Source organism: Stenotrophomonas maltophilia (assembly GCF_900186865.1).
Classification (GTDB): Bacteria; Pseudomonadota; Gammaproteobacteria; order Xanthomonadales; family Xanthomonadaceae; genus Stenotrophomonas; species Stenotrophomonas maltophilia.
Map to the genome: position 1 here is coordinate 3385042 of NZ_LT906480.1, position 14129 is coordinate 3399170.

General features: G+C 67.6%; 13 protein-coding genes. 4 read left to right on the forward strand and 9 right to left on the reverse strand.

What is annotated here, in order from left to right:
- Positions 1-1347, forward strand: coding sequence for a dihydroorotase (locus CKW06_RS16120; protein WP_012480835.1), 1347 nt, complete (start codon positions 1-3; stop codon positions 1345-1347).
- The gene (locus tag CKW06_RS16125) at positions 1347-2195 is read left to right on the forward strand and encodes a M23 family metallopeptidase (RefSeq protein ID WP_024958441.1); all 849 of its coding nucleotides are present in this window, start codon (positions 1347-1349) and stop codon (positions 2193-2195) included. Before CKW06_RS16120 ends, CKW06_RS16125 begins: the two co-directional genes overlap by 1 nt.
- A 105-nt stretch (positions 2196-2300) precedes the next feature.
- On the opposite strand, the gene CKW06_RS16130 is transcribed toward CKW06_RS16125, so the two are convergent.
- The 5 genes from CKW06_RS16130 to efp form a co-directional block, all read right to left on the reverse strand.
- Positions 2301-3005 (reverse strand): squalene/phytoene synthase family protein, encoded by a 705-nt coding sequence (locus CKW06_RS16130; RefSeq protein ID WP_024958442.1) that lies wholly within the window; start codon positions 3003-3005, stop codon positions 2301-2303.
- Between the two features lie 11 nt (positions 3006-3016).
- Positions 3017-3712: a phosphoglycolate phosphatase gene (locus tag CKW06_RS16135; protein WP_005410378.1), complete on the reverse strand. Its 696-nt coding sequence runs from the start codon at positions 3710-3712 to the stop codon at positions 3017-3019.
- Entirely contained in the window at positions 3709-4425 is a 717-nt protein-coding gene (gene ubiG / locus CKW06_RS16140; RefSeq protein WP_005410379.1) for a bifunctional 2-polyprenyl-6-hydroxyphenol methylase/3-demethylubiquinol 3-O-methyltransferase UbiG, read from the reverse strand. The genes CKW06_RS16135 and ubiG overlap by 4 nt, the downstream gene beginning before the upstream one ends.
- Positions 4426-4450: 25 nt before the next feature.
- Positions 4451-5794, reverse strand: a complete 1344-nt coding sequence (locus CKW06_RS16145; protein ID WP_024958443.1) for a TRZ/ATZ family hydrolase — start codon at positions 5792-5794, stop codon at positions 4451-4453.
- Positions 5795-5994: 200 nt separating this feature from the next.
- Positions 5995-6561, reverse strand: coding sequence for an elongation factor P (gene efp, locus CKW06_RS16150; RefSeq protein WP_005410381.1), 567 nt, complete (start codon positions 6559-6561; stop codon positions 5995-5997).
- A 120-nt stretch (positions 6562-6681) separates the two neighbouring features.
- Between efp and epmB the strand changes: the two genes are divergently transcribed.
- Complete coding sequence (gene epmB, locus CKW06_RS16155; protein WP_024958444.1) at positions 6682-7698, forward strand: EF-P beta-lysylation protein EpmB; 1017 nt, start codon at positions 6682-6684, stop codon at positions 7696-7698.
- 65 nt (positions 7699-7763) lie between these two features.
- Here epmB and CKW06_RS16160 read toward each other — a convergent pair whose 3' ends face one another.
- Genes CKW06_RS16160 through CKW06_RS16170 form a run of 3 tightly spaced genes read right to left on the reverse strand, consistent with a single transcriptional unit; the run spans position 7764 to position 11636 of the window.
- A complete protein-coding gene (locus CKW06_RS16160) occupies positions 7764-9890 on the reverse strand; it encodes a putative bifunctional diguanylate cyclase/phosphodiesterase (protein ID WP_024958445.1) in 2127 nt (708 codons plus the stop codon).
- On the reverse strand, positions 9887-10819 hold the full coding sequence (locus CKW06_RS16165; RefSeq protein ID WP_024958446.1) for a phosphate/phosphite/phosphonate ABC transporter substrate-binding protein: 933 nt from the start codon (positions 10817-10819) through the stop codon (positions 9887-9889). The genes CKW06_RS16160 and CKW06_RS16165 overlap by 4 nt, the downstream gene beginning before the upstream one ends.
- Positions 10820-10865: 46 nt before the next feature.
- Positions 10866-11636 carry an RNA methyltransferase gene (locus tag CKW06_RS16170; RefSeq protein WP_005414025.1) on the reverse strand — a complete coding sequence of 257 codons (771 nt, stop codon included), beginning with the start codon at positions 11634-11636 and terminating at the stop codon, positions 10866-10868.
- Positions 11637-11756: 120 nt separating this feature from the next.
- Here CKW06_RS16170 and CKW06_RS16175 point away from each other — a divergent pair, with 120 nt between their 5' ends.
- Positions 11757-12584 (forward strand): inositol monophosphatase family protein, encoded by an 828-nt coding sequence (locus CKW06_RS16175; RefSeq protein WP_005410386.1) that lies wholly within the window; start codon positions 11757-11759, stop codon positions 12582-12584.
- A gap of 669 nt (positions 12585-13253) precedes the next feature.
- Here CKW06_RS16175 and htpX read toward each other — a convergent pair.
- Entirely contained in the window at positions 13254-14120 is an 867-nt protein-coding gene (gene htpX / locus CKW06_RS16180) for a protease HtpX (protein ID WP_005410387.1), read from the reverse strand.
- Positions 14121-14129 lie beyond the last annotated feature (9 nt).

Consider the following 14129-nt stretch of genomic DNA (forward strand, 5'->3'; position numbering starts at 1 on the left):
ATGTCCTCCACCCTCATCACCAACGCCCGGATGGTCAACGAAGGCCGCACCTTCGACGGCGACCTGCGCATCGAGAACGGCCGCATCGCGCAGATCGGCAGCGGGCTGGCGCCGCGCGACGGCGAGCAGGTGGTGGATGCGGCCGGACGCTGGCTGCTGCCCGGCATGATCGATGACCAGGTGCACTTCCGCGAACCGGGCCTGACCCACAAGGGCGACATCGCCAGCGAATCGGCCGCGGCCGTGGCCGGTGGCCTGACCAGCTTCATGGACATGCCCAACACCAACCCGCCGACGCTGGATTCGACCATCCTGGAAGCCAAGTACGAGCTCGCGCGCGGCCGCGCCTGGGCCAACTATGGCTTCTACCACGGCGCCAGCAATGACAACCTCGACGCGATCCGTGCCCTGGATCCGAAGAAGGCCCCGGGCGTGAAGGTGTTCATGGGTGCTTCGACCGGCAACATGCTGGTGGACAACCCGGAAACGCTGGATGCGATCTTCCGCGAATGCCCGACCCCGATCATCACGCACTGCGAAGACACGCCGATGATCGATGCCAACCTGAAGGCCTTCCAGGAAAAGTACGGCGATGCGCTGACCCCTGACATGCATCCGGACATCCGTTCGCGCGAGGCCTGCATCAAGTCGACCCGCCTGGCGATGTCGCTGGCGCGCAAGCACGGCACCCGCCTGCATGTGCTGCACATCTCCACCGCCGACGAGCTGGCGCTGTTCGAGAAGGGCCCGCTGATCCGCGCCGACGGCAGCCGCAAGCAGATCACCGCCGAGACCTGCGTGCACTTCCTGCACTTCGCGCGCCCGGACTATGCGACCAAGGGCAACCTGATCAAGTGCAACCCGGCCATCAAGGAAGTGTCCGACCGCGAGGCGATCACCGCTGCGCTGGCCGACGACGTGCTGGACGTGCTGGCCACCGACCACGCGCCGCACACCTGGGAAGAGAAGCAGAAGCCGTACGCGCAGGCACCGTCGGGCCTGCCGCTGGTGCAGTACGCGCTGGTGGCCGCGCTGGAGCGCGTGCACGAAGGCAAGCTGACCCGCGAACAGGTGGTGCAGAAATTCGCCCACGCGCCGGCACAGTTGTTCGACGTGGAAGAACGCGGCTTCCTGCGCGAAGGCTACTTCGCCGACCTGGTGCTTGTGGAAGACGTGCCGTTCACCGTCAAGCGCGAGGACGTGCTGTCCAAGTGCGGCTGGTCGCCGTTCGAAGGCACGACCTTCCGTTCGCGCGTGGCCTCCACCTGGGTGAACGGCCAGCTGGTGTGGGACGGCAGCAAACTGGTGGGCGAGCCCGCCGGCCAGCGCATGACCTACGACCGCTGATGCGCGCGGCTCTATTTACCGGGGCGCTGCTGCTGGCGGCACCCCTGCTCAGCGTACCGTCGGCTCACGCGCAGGATGCCATCGGCAGCCTGATCGACAGCCGCGTGGTGTTCCCGGCCAGTGCGTCGCAGGGCGCACTGGTGATCGGCAAGGTTCCCGCCGGCAGCCGCGTGCAGTACGCCGGTCGCCAGCTGCGGGTGAGCGGCTACGGCAGCGTGGTGTTCGGCATCGGCCGCGACGAGAAGGGACCATTGCGCGTGCAGGTGCAGCGCCCTGATGGCGGCAGCGAGACCGCGACCATTGCGGTGACGCCGCGCGACTGGCCCACCGAGCGGGTCAACGGCGTGCCGCCGAAGACGGTCAATCCGCCGCCGGCGATTGCCGAGCGGATCAAACGCGAACAGGCGCAGGTGACCGCCGTGCGTGCCCGCGATGACGACCGCACCGACTTCACCCAGACCTTCATCTGGCCGGTGCAGGGCCGCATCAGCGGTCGCTTCGGCAATGCGCGCGTGTACAACGGGCAGCCCGGTGCCGGTCATTCCGGCATGGACATCGCGGTACCGACCGGCACGCCGGTGAAGGCACCGGCCGCCGGCATCGTCACCTTCGCCGGGCCGGACCTGTACCTGACCGGCGGTACGCTGCTGCTCGACCACGGTTTCGGGGTCAGCTCCAACTTCCTGCACCTGTCGCGCATCGACGTAAAAGTTGGCGACCGTGTGGAACAAGGCCAGGTGATCGCCGCGGTCGGCGCCACCGGCCGCGCCACCGGCCCGCACCTGCATTGGGGCATGAACTGGTTCGATACCCGTATCGATCCGCTACTGGTACTGGAACGCAAATAACGCGCGCAATGCGCTTTGGTGGGTGCCAACCTTGGTCGGCACAACCTCACAGAGCTTGCGGACCAAGGTCCGCACCCACCAGAAGCAGTCAACAGCGCCGATCGATCAACCGCGCGCAGCCCACCACACGCGCAACAAGGTGCGCACCGGGGTCGCTTCAATCGGCTTGCCTGCGGCCTGCGCGGCCACACGGGCGCGCGCCAGGCTGGACCACACACGGCGTGGGCGCGGGCCGGGCACGCGCATGCCCCAGCCCTTCAACAGATGCTGCGCCCAGCGCTGTGCAGCCGTGCTGGCATCACCGTCCAGCAGGCTGCGCGGTACACCGGCCACGCCGGCGTCCTGCAGGCGCTGGGCCAGGGTCTGCAACTGCACCGCGCGACCGGCACCGGTGCGCGGCTTGTCCGCGAACAAGGCCGCCTCGACCGCAGCCACGGCTTCAGCGTAGTTGGCCAGCGCACGCTCGGCACTGGCGGCGTCCAGCGCGACGGTGCGTGCTTCAACCAGATCCGGCAACGCCTCGGCCAACTGCGCCCACGGCGCACGCACCGGCTCCAGCAGACGGCCCAGTGGATGGCGCGAACGATGCCCGGCCCAGCTGCGCAGTTCCTCGCCCCACCATGCCAGCTTGGCATCGGCCGGCAGCGGATCGCCGCCGGTATTGAGCATGTCGTCGAACTCCTGCAGCAGCGCGAACCACGCCACGGCAAGTTCGCGTTGCGATTCGGCCACGAACGGGGCGGCCACCGACCATTCCGGCCAACGGCTGCGCCACTTGTCGAGGAAACTGTCCAGCGCGGTACTGCTCACTACGTGATTCCTTACGGCTGGGCCGGGGCTGCCGGCCGGGTCGGCCAGAGACTGGCCAGTTGCAGAAGTTCGGCGTTCTCGACCAGCACGTCGGCCTGCCAGGCCAGCGGGTCGTCGCTGTGCAGGCGGTAGCCCCACAGCGCCGCCACCGACGGCATGGCGGCAGCGCGTGCGGCGATGATGTCGCGCTCGTCGTCACCCACGTACACGCAGTCTTCGGCGGCGATGCCGATCGCCTGTGCGGCGTGCAGCAGCGGCAACGGATGAGGCTTGCGTTCGGCCAGGCTGTCACCACCGACCAGTACTGCACAGCGCTGCTGCCAGCCGTGCTGCGGCAGGATCAAGCGCGCCAGGTATTCAGGCTTGTTGGTGACGATGCCCCACACCGTACCGGCCTCATCCAGCGCGGCAAGCATGCCGGCCACGCCGTCGAACAGCACTGCGTGCTGGCCGATCAACGCTTCATAGCGCTGCAGGAATTCCGGGATCAGTGCATCGCGCGCAGCGGCATCCAGGTCCGGGAACGCGGCCGAGACCATCGCCCGCGAGCCCTTCGACACCACCGGGCGCAGTGCGGCCGGATCGATGGGTGCACGACCACGTTCGGCCAGCATCGCGTTGCAGGTGGCGACGAAGTCCGGCGCGCTGTCCAGCAACGTGCCATCCAGGTCGAACAGCACCGCACGCGGGAAGCGGGCGGAGGTCATGCCGGCTTGACCGCGTAGGCCAGGTAGTTGATGTCGGTGCGGCTGCTCAGGCGGGCGTGGTTGCGCCACGGCTCGTAGGCCATGCCGCTGACGTCCACCAGCTGCATGTCGGCCTCGCGCAGCCAGCGCGCCAGCTCGGCCGGCTTGATGAATTCCTGGTAGTGGTGCGTGCCCTTGGGCAGCAGCCGCGCCACGTACTCGGCACCGACAATCGCCACTGCGAAGGCGGCAGCGGTGCGGTTGATGGTCGACAGGAACAGGTGGCCGCCCGGCTTCAGCAGGCGCTTGCAGGCCTCGATGATCGCGCCCGGGTCCGGCACGTGCTCCAGCATTTCCATGCAGGTCACCACATCGAAGCTGCCCGGCTGCTCGGCGGCCAGGTCCTCGGCGGCCTGCACCCGGTAATCGACCTTGGCGCCGCTTTCCAGCGCATGCAGGCGCGCGACCTTGACCAGCTCCGGGGCCAGGTCGATGGCGGTGACGTCGGCGCCGGCCTGGGCCAGCGCTTCGCTCAACAGGCCGCCACCGCAACCGATGTCGAGTACGCGTGCGCCGCGCAGCGGAACGCGGTCGGCCACGTATTTCAGGCGCACCGGGTTCAGCGCATGCAGCGGCTTCTGCGGGCCGTCAGCGTCCCACCAGCGGTTGGCCAGCGCGGCGAACTTGTCCAGCTCGGCCTGATCGAAATTGGAGGAAGCGTGGGGGGCAGTCATGAGGGAGTCCTTGCGGCGCCGGGGTTCAGGCGCGGATATGACGGATGCGCTCGCGCCACTGGCGCGCGTTGGCGATGATGCCCGGCAGGTCCATGCCGACCAGCTCGCGCTGCACCAGCTTCGGCTTGCCGGCGATCCAGACGTCGCTGACCTGCTGGCGGCCGGTGGCGTACACCAGTTGCGACAGCACGTTGTGCAGCGGCTGGGTTTCCAGTGCGGACAGGTCGACGCAGACCAGGTCGGCCTGCTTGCCGACTTCGATCGAACCGATGCGCTCGCCGAAGCCCAGCGCGCGGGCACCGCCCAGGGTGGACGCGCGCAGCGTGGTTGCCGCGTCCAGCGCGGTGGCGTCATCGGCCACGGCCTTGGCCAGAATCGCCGCGGTGCGGTTCTCGCTGAACATGTCCAGGTCGTTGTTGCTGGCGCAGCCGTCGGTGCCGATCGCCAGGTTCACGCCGGCGCGCTGCAGGGCGCAGGCCGGGCAGAAACCGGAGGCGAGCTTCAGGTTCGATTCTGGGCAATGCACCACGCTGACGCCACGCTCGGCGCACAGGTGGATTTCCGCATCGGTCAGCTGGGTCATGTGCACCGCGATCAGGCGGTCGTTGACCAGGCCGAGGCGATCCAGCCGCGCCAGCGGGCGCTGGCCGTGCAGCTTGATCGAATCGTTGATCTCCTGCGCGGTCTCGTGGGTGTGCAGGTGCACCTGCATGTCGAGCTGGTCGGACAGCATCCGCACCCGCTCGAAGTTGGCATCGTTGACCGTATACGGCGCATGCGGCGCGAACGCGGTGCCGATCAGTGGATCGGTGCGCCACTGGTCATGCAGTTCACCGGCCTTGGCGAAGTACTCATCGTCGGTCTTGGCCCAGGCAGTGGGGAAATCGATGATGACCGCGCCGACCAGCGCGCGGAAACCATGCTTCTTGTAAACGGCGGCCTGCACATCGCCGAAGAAGTAGTTCTCGTTGGCGCAGGTGGTGCCGCCGCGCAGCATCTCGGCGATGGCCAGGGTGGTGCCGTCGGCGACGAATTCGGGGCCGATCACCGCCGCTTCCACCGGCCAGATGTGCTGCTGCAGCCAGGTCATCAGCGGCAGGTCGTCGGCGACGCCGCGCAGCAGGGTCATCGGGTTGTGCGTGTGCGCATTGACCAGGCCCGGCATCAGCGCCGCCTCGGGGCGGCTGACCACCTGGGTGGCGCGGAACCGTGCGCGCGCCTCGGTACGCGGCAGGATGGCCACGATCTCGCTGCCACGCACGGCAACGGCATGGTCTTCCAGCACCACCGCATGCGGCTCGATCGGAACGACGTAACCGGCTTCGATGAGCAGGTCGCAGGCTTCGGGGAGGTGCGGGCTATCGCTCATGCGGGCTCACTGGCTGGGGGGCGGCGAGATACTTCTGGGGACACGCCCCTGAGTCAGGGGCTGCCGCGAAGCGGCGGGGTCTGGAGACCCGTGAAGCGGGGGCCCATGATCTGCCGAAGCAGATCATGGGAGCGCCAGCGCGAATGCGATGGCGCGTATCCGGCCAGCGGCCGTCACTACCGTAATCCGGCTGCGCCGGATTACTTGACGCGTGCGGAGTATTCGCCCGAACGGGTGTCGACGCGGATCACTTCGTCCTGGTTCACGAACAGCGGCACGCGGACCACGGCGCCGGTTTCCAGGGTGGCCGGCTTGCCGCCGCCGCCCGAGGTGTCGCCACGGACGCCCGGATCGGTTTCGGTGATCTTCAGCTCGACGAAGTTCGGCGGCTGCACGAAGATCGGCTCACCGTTCCACAGGGTGACCACGCAGGACTCCTCGCCCTTCAGCCACTTCTCGGCGCCGCCCATGCCGGCCTTGGTGGCCTGGACCTGCTCGAAGGATTCCGGGTCCATGAAGTGCCAGTACTCGCCGTCGCTGTACATGAAGTTCATGTCGGTATCGACGACGTCGGCTGCATCCAGCGAGTCGGTCGACTTCATGGTCACTTCCTGGGTACGGCCGTCCTTGATCAGGCGGTACTTCACGCGGGTGAAGGCCTGGCCCTTGCCCGGCTTGACGTATTCGGTGTCGATGATGACGGCCGGTTGGTTGTTGACCAGGATCTTCATCCCGTTCTTGACGTCGTTCATGCCGTAGCTGGCCATGCGTAAACTCCTGAGTGGCAAAAACGCCGCGGGTGCGGCGAGCCGTTAGAATGGAAAGCCCACCGGATGCCGGTGGGCGACTGTTTTTCTGCCCCCATGATAACCGCAGGCCCCCTCTCCATGCAGCTTTCCGCCTTCCCCCGGCCCCAGTCGCCAGGCGCGCCCGCGCGCTGGCAGCAGCTCTGGCGCCAGGCACTGCGCGACCCGCAGGCGCTGCTGGCCCGGCTGCAGCTGGACCCGGCGGCACTGGGCGTCTCCGAAGCGGCCATGGCCCAGTTCGCGCTGCGCGTGCCGGAGGGGTTCGTGGCCCGCATGCGCAAGGGTGATCCGGCCGATCCCCTGCTGCGCCAGGTGCTGCCGATCGATGAGGAAATGCGTCCCGCGCCCGGGTTCAGCTTCGATGCGGTAGGCGACGGGGCGGCGAAGAAGGCCACCGGCGTCATCCAGAAGTACCGTGGCCGCGCCCTGCTGGTGGCGACGGGCAGCTGTGCGATCAACTGCCGCTACTGCTTCCGCCGCCACTTCGACTATGGCGCGGAGAACGCCGCCAAGGGTGGCTGGCAGGAAGCCGTAGCCGCCATCGCCGCCGACCCGGACATCGACGAGGTGATCCTGTCCGGCGGTGACCCGCTGTCGCTGGCCACGCACAAGCTGGTCGAGCTGACCGACGCCCTGCGCGCGATCCCGCATATCCGCCGCCTGCGCATCCATACCCGGCTGCCGATCGTGCTGCCCGAGCGCGTGGACGATGAACTGGTCTCCTGGCTGGGCAGCCTGCCGTGGCCGCTGGCGATCGTGGTGCACGCCAACCATGCCAATGAATTCGATGCCAGCGTGGACGCGGCGATGGCCCGCCTGCGCGGCATCGGCGCCCAGCTGCTGAACCAGGCGGTATTGCTGCGCGGGGTCAACGACAGCGTGCAGGCCCTGCAGGACCTGAGCGAGCGCAGCTTCGCCGCCGGCGTGCTGCCCTACTACCTGCACCAGCTGGACCGGGTCGAAGGTGTGGCCCACTTCGAAGTGGACGACACCCGGGCCAAGGCATTGATTGCCGGGTTGACCGCGCGCCTGTCCGGCTATCTGGTCCCGAAGCTGGTACGCGAACTGCCCGGCGACCCGAGCAAGCGCCCGGTGTAATTCCGTAGCGGGGGTCATCCCTTTTCCTGCGGAAAAGGGATGACCCCCGGCACAACGTCAATCGGTCAAACGCCCGATTCGATCATCCGCACCACTTCGGTGGCAGTGACCGGGTGGCTCAGCCAGTAGCCCTGCCCCAGATCGCAGCCGCGCTGCGCCAGCAGCTCGAACTGCGCCTGCTGCTCGATGCCCTCGGCCACCACCGTGATGCCCAGCGCGTGGGCCATGGCGATGATCGCCGTGGTCAATGCGAGGTCGTCGGGATCCCGCTGCATGTCGGCCACGAAGCTCTTGTCGATCTTCACGCCGTCCACCGGCACCTGGCGCAGGTGGCTCAAGCCGGAGAAGCCGGTGCCGAAGTCGTCCAGCCATACCTTCACGCCGGTGCGGTGAAGCTTGTCCAGCAGCTGCGCGGCGACCATCTCGTCACCGATCACCGCGGTCTCGGTCAGCTCCAGATGCAGGCGCGACGCTGGCAGCCCGGACTCATGCAGGCATTGCGCGACCAGCGCCGGCAGTTCGCCGCCGCGCAGCTGCCGCGGTGACACGTTCACCGACACGAACAGGTCGTCCCCGGCCGCCCCGCGCGGCCACTGCGAGGCCTCCATGCAGGCCGCACGCAGTACTTTCGGGCCGATGATCTCGATCAGACCACTCTGCTCGGCCACCTCGATGAACACCGATGGCGGAATCGTGCCCAGGGTCGGATGCTGCCAGCGCAGCAGCACTTCGACGCCGACCATGCGGCGGTCGCGCATGCGGAAGATCGGCTGGTAGGCCAGGCGCAGTTCGCCGCGCTCCCAGGCCCCGCGCAGCTCCTGTTCCATATGCACGCGACGTTCGACCGCGTGTTCCATCGCCCGGCTGTAGTAGCGATAGCAGTTCTTGCCGGCCATCTTCGCCTGGTACATGGCGATGTCGCCGTTTTTCAACAGGGTGGTCGCATCGGCCGCATCGTCGGGGAACAGGGTCACGCCGATCGAGGTGCCCAGAAACAGCTCCCTGCCCTGCACCACCAGCGGCCTGCCCAGCTCGCGCACCAGCACTTCGGCCAGCAGCCGCGCGTTGGCGGCCACATCACCGTCGCCCACCAGGATCACGAACTCGTCACCGCCGAAGCGGGCCAGCAGGGCCTCGTCGCCGCCTGCCTCCGCAACGGCGCGGCCGATGCGCTGTGCGAACTGCAGCAACGCCTCGTCACCGGCCTCATGGCCAAGCGTGTCGTTGACCCGCTTGAAATCGTCGATGTCGGCGAACAGCAGGCCCAACCGGTGATTGGCGGCACGCGCGGCCATCAGCCGATGGTCCAGCGCTTCGCGGAATGCCAGCCGGTTGGTCAGCCCGGTCAGCGCGTCGGTATAGGCCATGCGCCGCACTTCACGGTCATGGCGGGCGATCGCATCGCGCATGCGGGCGAAGCCGCGCACCAGCTCACCCACTTCGTCATCACGGGTGTTCTCGGCCAGGGGCGTCTGGTAGTCACCGGCCTCGATGCGGCGCGCGGCCGCGGCCAGATCGCGGATCGGCGCGACCAGCGTGCGCTGCACGTACAGGATCACCACCACGCCGATCACCACCAGCAACCCCAGCATCAGCAGCAACCAACCCAGGTGGCGGCTGCCGACCAGTTGCAGGCGCTCGCCAAGGGTGGCGTTGGCCGCCTGCTCGCGTTGCTGTACTTCGTCCAGCGCCATGCCGACGCGGACGCCGCCTATGCGCTGGTTGCCGACCATGATCGGCATCGTGTTGTCCAGCACCTTCGGCGATTCCTGCACCAGCAAGGCCTGCGCCGCCGCAGCCTTGGGTGCCAGGGGATCGGCCATCGGCTGGCCGAATCCCGGGACCTCGACCGAGCCGTCGTGCACCAGCCGGCCGCGCTCGTCGAACACCAGTACATAGCGCACCACCGGCTGTCGCGCCGTGCTGCGCACCAGCACGCCGACCTGGTCCAGGTCGCGGTAATACAGCGGGTTGGCCAGCGCATCGGACAACTCGCGCGCCATCGCCTCGCCGCGGCTGCGCACGCTGCGGTCGAACAATTCATGGATGACGCCACCGCTGAGGGTGCGCACCTCGCTCTGCATCGCCGTCTGGCGCCCCAGCAGCACCGCCAGAATGGCGACCACCACGACCATCGCTCCGCCCATCGCCAGCAGGAACCGGGCCTGCATCCCCGAGCCGAGCCACTTCATTCCACTTCCATCCGCACGCGCGTCAATCCTTGTTTCAATTCATCCAACCGCTGCTGCGCATGCGCATCGACACGGTGGAAACCGGAAGTGCCAAAAAACCGATGCAACGCGCCCTGTGCCTGCGGGTCGCTGGCTGCCTGCAGCAGGACTTCCTGCAGGCGGTCGCGCACCCGGGCATCGAGGTCGGCGCGGACCATCTCCACCGCACGCGGATAGGGTTCGGTGCGCAGCAGTTCGCGGAAATCGCGCCGGAATGCAGCCGGCACCCGCCGCTCGTCGTTCCAGTCCACGCTGCTCACCGCCCCCACATCCGCCATCCCCTTGTGCACGTACGTCGCGATGTTCAACTCGCTGCGCGCGAACACATACCCCACGCTGTCAGGCCCTGGCACGTCCCAGACCCCGGCCAGGATCTGCGGCGACAGGCCATGGTTCAGCAGAGTCATCACCGGCACCAGGTAGGCGCTGGTGGATGCCGTGTTCTGCAGGGCCAGGCGATGGCCGCGCAGATCCTGCACCCGCTGGATGGGACTGTCGCTGCGCACGAAGAACACCGTCTGGTATTCGCGCACCCCGTTGCGCTCGGTCAACAGCAGCGGCCGCGCACCACTGCGCTGGCCCAGTGCCACCGCCGTACCGGAGGTTTCCGTGACCCAGTCGACCCGTCCCCGCCGCAGATAGCTGGCCATCTGCTGCGGGTCGCGGGCCATCAGTACCCGCCCCTCCTGGATGCCGACGTCATGCATGCGCGCCACCACGTAGTCCAGCAGGGGTTGCAGCTGCTCGTAGTGAGCCTGGGGGTCATCGCTGATCCGGCCCAGCACCAGCACCGGATCCGGTGCCGCATGCACGGCTCCGGCCAGCAGGACCATGGCCAGGCTCAGCAGTCCCCCCTGCATTGCCTTTCGCAGACCCGACACAGACGTCATCCCCCCTGGGTATCCAGACAGACTACCCGAAAAAATGAGAACGTCGTCAGCTGTCCTTGCTGCCGGCCTGGGCCAGACGCGCCATGCGCTGGGTATCGGCGAGGATGCCGCGCAACAGGCGCACTTCCTGCTCGCTCGGCTCGCTGCGCAGGAACAGGCGGCGCAGCTTGCGCATCGCCGATTCCGGCGCGCGGCCCTTGTGGAAATCGATCTCGTCCAGGGTGTCGCCGAGCTGGGCGAAGAAGCTCTCCATCTGCTCATGGCTGGCGGCCTGTTCGCGGAAGCCCGGCTCGGCGTCGGCGGCCGGCTGCGCGCCCAGCAGCTGCATGCGCGTTTCGTACGCCAGCACCTGCACGGCGGCGGCCAGGTTGAGCGAGCTGAACTCCGGGTCTGACGGGATGTGCACTGCGGCGTGGCAGAGCTGCAGCTCCTCGTTGGTCAGGCCGGTACGCTCGCGGCCGAATACCAGTGCGACCTCGGCACCTTCGCCCGCCTTGGCCACCGCACGGGCGGCAGCGTCGGCCGGCAGGTATTCCTCCAGCTGGACGCGGCGGGCACGGGCCGTGCAACCCAGTACCAGGCGGCAATCCGCCACGGCCTCGGCCAGGGTGGCCACCACCGGAGCGTCCCCCAGCACGTCTTCGGCACCGGCCGAGCGGCGGAAGGCCTCCTCGTCCAGCGGCTTTTCGGGGGCGACCAGCACCAGGCGGGCCAGGCCCATGGTCTTCAGGGCGCGGGCGGCAGCCCCCATGTTGCCGGGGTGCTGGGTACCGACCAGGACGAATCGGAGGCGGGTGGCGGCGGGAAACTGGGACATGAACAGGGAAAAGGTCGAGCTGGACGATGACCAATGGTAAACTGTGCGGCCGGCCACTGCGCCGGACCCGCTCTTTTCCCCCGCCAGTCCATCTCTTCTGCCTTTCCGGGAGCCCACGCCATGCAGAAACCCGCCGTCACCGTCATGGTCAAGGCCGCCCGCCTCGCCGGCAACGTCCTGTTGCGCAACATCAACAAGCTCGAGGCACTGAACGTGGTGCAGAAGGGCCGGATGGACTACGCCAGCGAAGTGGATGCGGACGCGGAAAAGGTCATCGTCAAGGAACTCAAGCGCGCCTACCCGGATTACGGCATCTTCGGTGAAGAAGGTGGCGTGCAGGGCGAGCGCCGCCAGATGTGGGTCATCGACCCGCTGGATGGCACCAGCAACTACCTGCGCGGCGTGCCGCACTACTGCGTGTCGATCGCCCTGGTCGAGAACGGCGAGCCGACCGATGCCGTCATCTTCGATCCGCTGCGCAATGAACTGTTCACCGCCAGCCGTGGCGCCGGCGCCGTGCTGAACGACCGCCGCATCCGCGTGGCCGACCGCAAGGATCTGGAAGGCACCATGATCCACACCGGCTTCGCCCCGCGCGAACGCAGCCGCGCCAGCGCGCAGCTGAAGTCGGTCGACACCCTGCTGGTCCAGGCTGAGGACATCCGCCGCACCGGTTCGGCCGCGCTGGACCTGGCCTACGTGGCCTGCGGCCGCGCCGACGCCTATTTCGAAGCCGGCGTGAAGGCGTGGGACATCGCTGCCGGCCTGCTGCTGGTCCGCGAGGCGGGTGGCAAGGTCTGCGACTTCAAGGGCGCGACCCTGGGCCGGATGGACAACCGTGGCCCGGAGACCCACCAGATCGTTGCCGGCAACCTGAAGGTGGCCGAGTCGCTGCAGAAGGTGCTGGTGAACACTGGCTACGCGGCGGAGTTCGACGCGAAGTTCTGAGGTTTCGCCTGAAGCGGTTCATGGAGACGGCACCTGCGAAGGTGCCGTTTTCGTTTGTGCGCACGAAGAGTCATTTCCGCGACCGCGGAGGGGTGTCACTTTCTTTGCGCGCAAAGAAAGTAACCAAAGAAACGCTCCGCCAGCCGCGAGCCGTCGCTACGCGACGGTTCCCTGCGCTTCTCGGAGAATCAGGGGACGGCGCCGAACTCGCTGCGCTCAGACACCGGCGCCTCTTCGCCCCTGATTCCCCTGCGATGCTCGGCTCGCTCAAGGCGGACTGGAAGATCAAGATCAAGATCGACAGCATCCACACGGGGCGTGGATCTACTGGGTGCAGCTGTGGCATTTGACGTTGGGTCCGCCTTGAGCGAGCCGAGCACCGCAGGTCCGGCGAGGGCGAAGAGGTGCGGGTGTCTGAGCGCAGCGAGTTCCCGCACCGTCCCTCGACGGGCCGAGGAGCGCAGGGTACCGGCGTGCGCAGCACGTCGGCTCGCGCCCTGGCGGCGTGTTTCTTTGGTTACTTTCTTTGCACGAGCAAAGAAAGTGACACCTCCCCGCAGGCGCGGAAACGATCCCCCGGGCACGATCCGGCATCAGCAATGCACCGCGCAAACAAAAACGCCCGGCGCGGGGCCAGGCGTTCCTGCACTACCGTAGAAGTACGGAGACTTACGCCACCGTCGACGCCCGCAGCGCGGCGATGCGCTCTTCCAGCGGCGGATGGCTCATGAACAGCTTCTTCGCCGTCGAACCGGCAATACCGAAAGCGGCAATCTGGGTCGGCAGCGTGCTCTGGCCGTGGTTCAGCTGCAGCCGCTCCAACGCGGCGATCATCTTCTGGCGGCCGGCCAGCGAGGCACCGCCGGCGTCGGCGCGGAACTCGCGGTGGCGCGAGAACCACATCGAGATCATGGTGGCGAACAGGCCGAACACCATCTCCAGCACGAACACGATGATGTAATAGGCGAAGCCACGGCCGCCGCCTTCGCGGTTACCCGACAGCGCGCTGTCGATGATGCCGCCGACCACGCGGGCCAGCACGATCACGAAGGTGTTCAGCACGCCCTGCAGCAGCGCCATGGTGATCATGTCACCGTTGGCGACGTGGGCGATCTCGTGGCCCAGCACCGCTTCGGCCTCGTCTTCGCTCATGTTGTGCAGCAGGCCGGTGGACACCGCCACCAGTGCGTTGTTGCGGTTGGCGCCAGTGGCGAAGGCGTTGATCTCCGGGCCTTCGTACACCGCTACTTCGGGCATGCCGATACCGGCCGCCTTGGCCTGGCGCTCGACGGTGGCCAGCAGCCAGCGCTCGGTCTGGTTGCGCGGCTCGGTGATCACCACCGCACCGGTGGAGCGCTTGGCCATCCACTTGGAGAGCAGCAGCGAGATGAAGGAGCCACCGAAGCCGAAGATCGCGGCCATGACCAGCAGGCCGCTCATCTGGCTTGGATTGACCCCGAGCAACGACATCACGATGCTGGCGAGAATCAGGACCGCGAAGTTGGTCGCCAGGAACAGGGCAATGCGGGTAAACATGGGAAAATC

Coding starts and splice junctions, on each gene's coding strand:
- CKW06_RS16120 (WP_012480835.1), top strand. CDS start 1: ATGTCCTCCACCCTCATCACCAACGCCCGGATGGTCAACGAAGGCCGC.
- CKW06_RS16125 (WP_024958441.1), top strand. CDS start 1,347: ATGCGCGCGGCTCTATTTACCGGGGCGCTGCTGCTGGCGGCACCCCTG.
- CKW06_RS16135 (WP_005410378.1), bottom strand. CDS start 3,712: ATGACCTCCGCCCGCTTCCCGCGTGCGGTGCTGTTCGACCTGGATGGC.
- ubiG (WP_005410379.1), bottom strand. CDS start 4,425: ATGACTGCCCCCCACGCTTCCTCCAATTTCGATCAGGCCGAGCTGGAC.
- CKW06_RS16145 (WP_024958443.1), bottom strand. CDS start 5,794: ATGAGCGATAGCCCGCACCTCCCCGAAGCCTGCGACCTGCTCATCGAA.
- efp (WP_005410381.1), bottom strand. CDS start 6,561: ATGGCCAGCTACGGCATGAACGACGTCAAGAACGGGATGAAGATCCTG.
- epmB (WP_024958444.1), top strand. CDS start 6,682: ATGCAGCTTTCCGCCTTCCCCCGGCCCCAGTCGCCAGGCGCGCCCGCG.
- CKW06_RS16160 (WP_024958445.1), bottom strand. CDS start 9,890: ATGAAGTGGCTCGGCTCGGGGATGCAGGCCCGGTTCCTGCTGGCGATG.
- CKW06_RS16165 (WP_024958446.1), bottom strand. CDS start 10,819: ATGACGTCTGTGTCGGGTCTGCGAAAGGCAATGCAGGGGGGACTGCTG.
- CKW06_RS16170 (WP_005414025.1), bottom strand. CDS start 11,636: ATGTCCCAGTTTCCCGCCGCCACCCGCCTCCGATTCGTCCTGGTCGGT.
- CKW06_RS16175 (WP_005410386.1), top strand. CDS start 11,757: ATGCAGAAACCCGCCGTCACCGTCATGGTCAAGGCCGCCCGCCTCGCC.
- htpX (WP_005410387.1), bottom strand. CDS start 14,120: ATGTTTACCCGCATTGCCCTGTTCCTGGCGACCAACTTCGCGGTCCTG.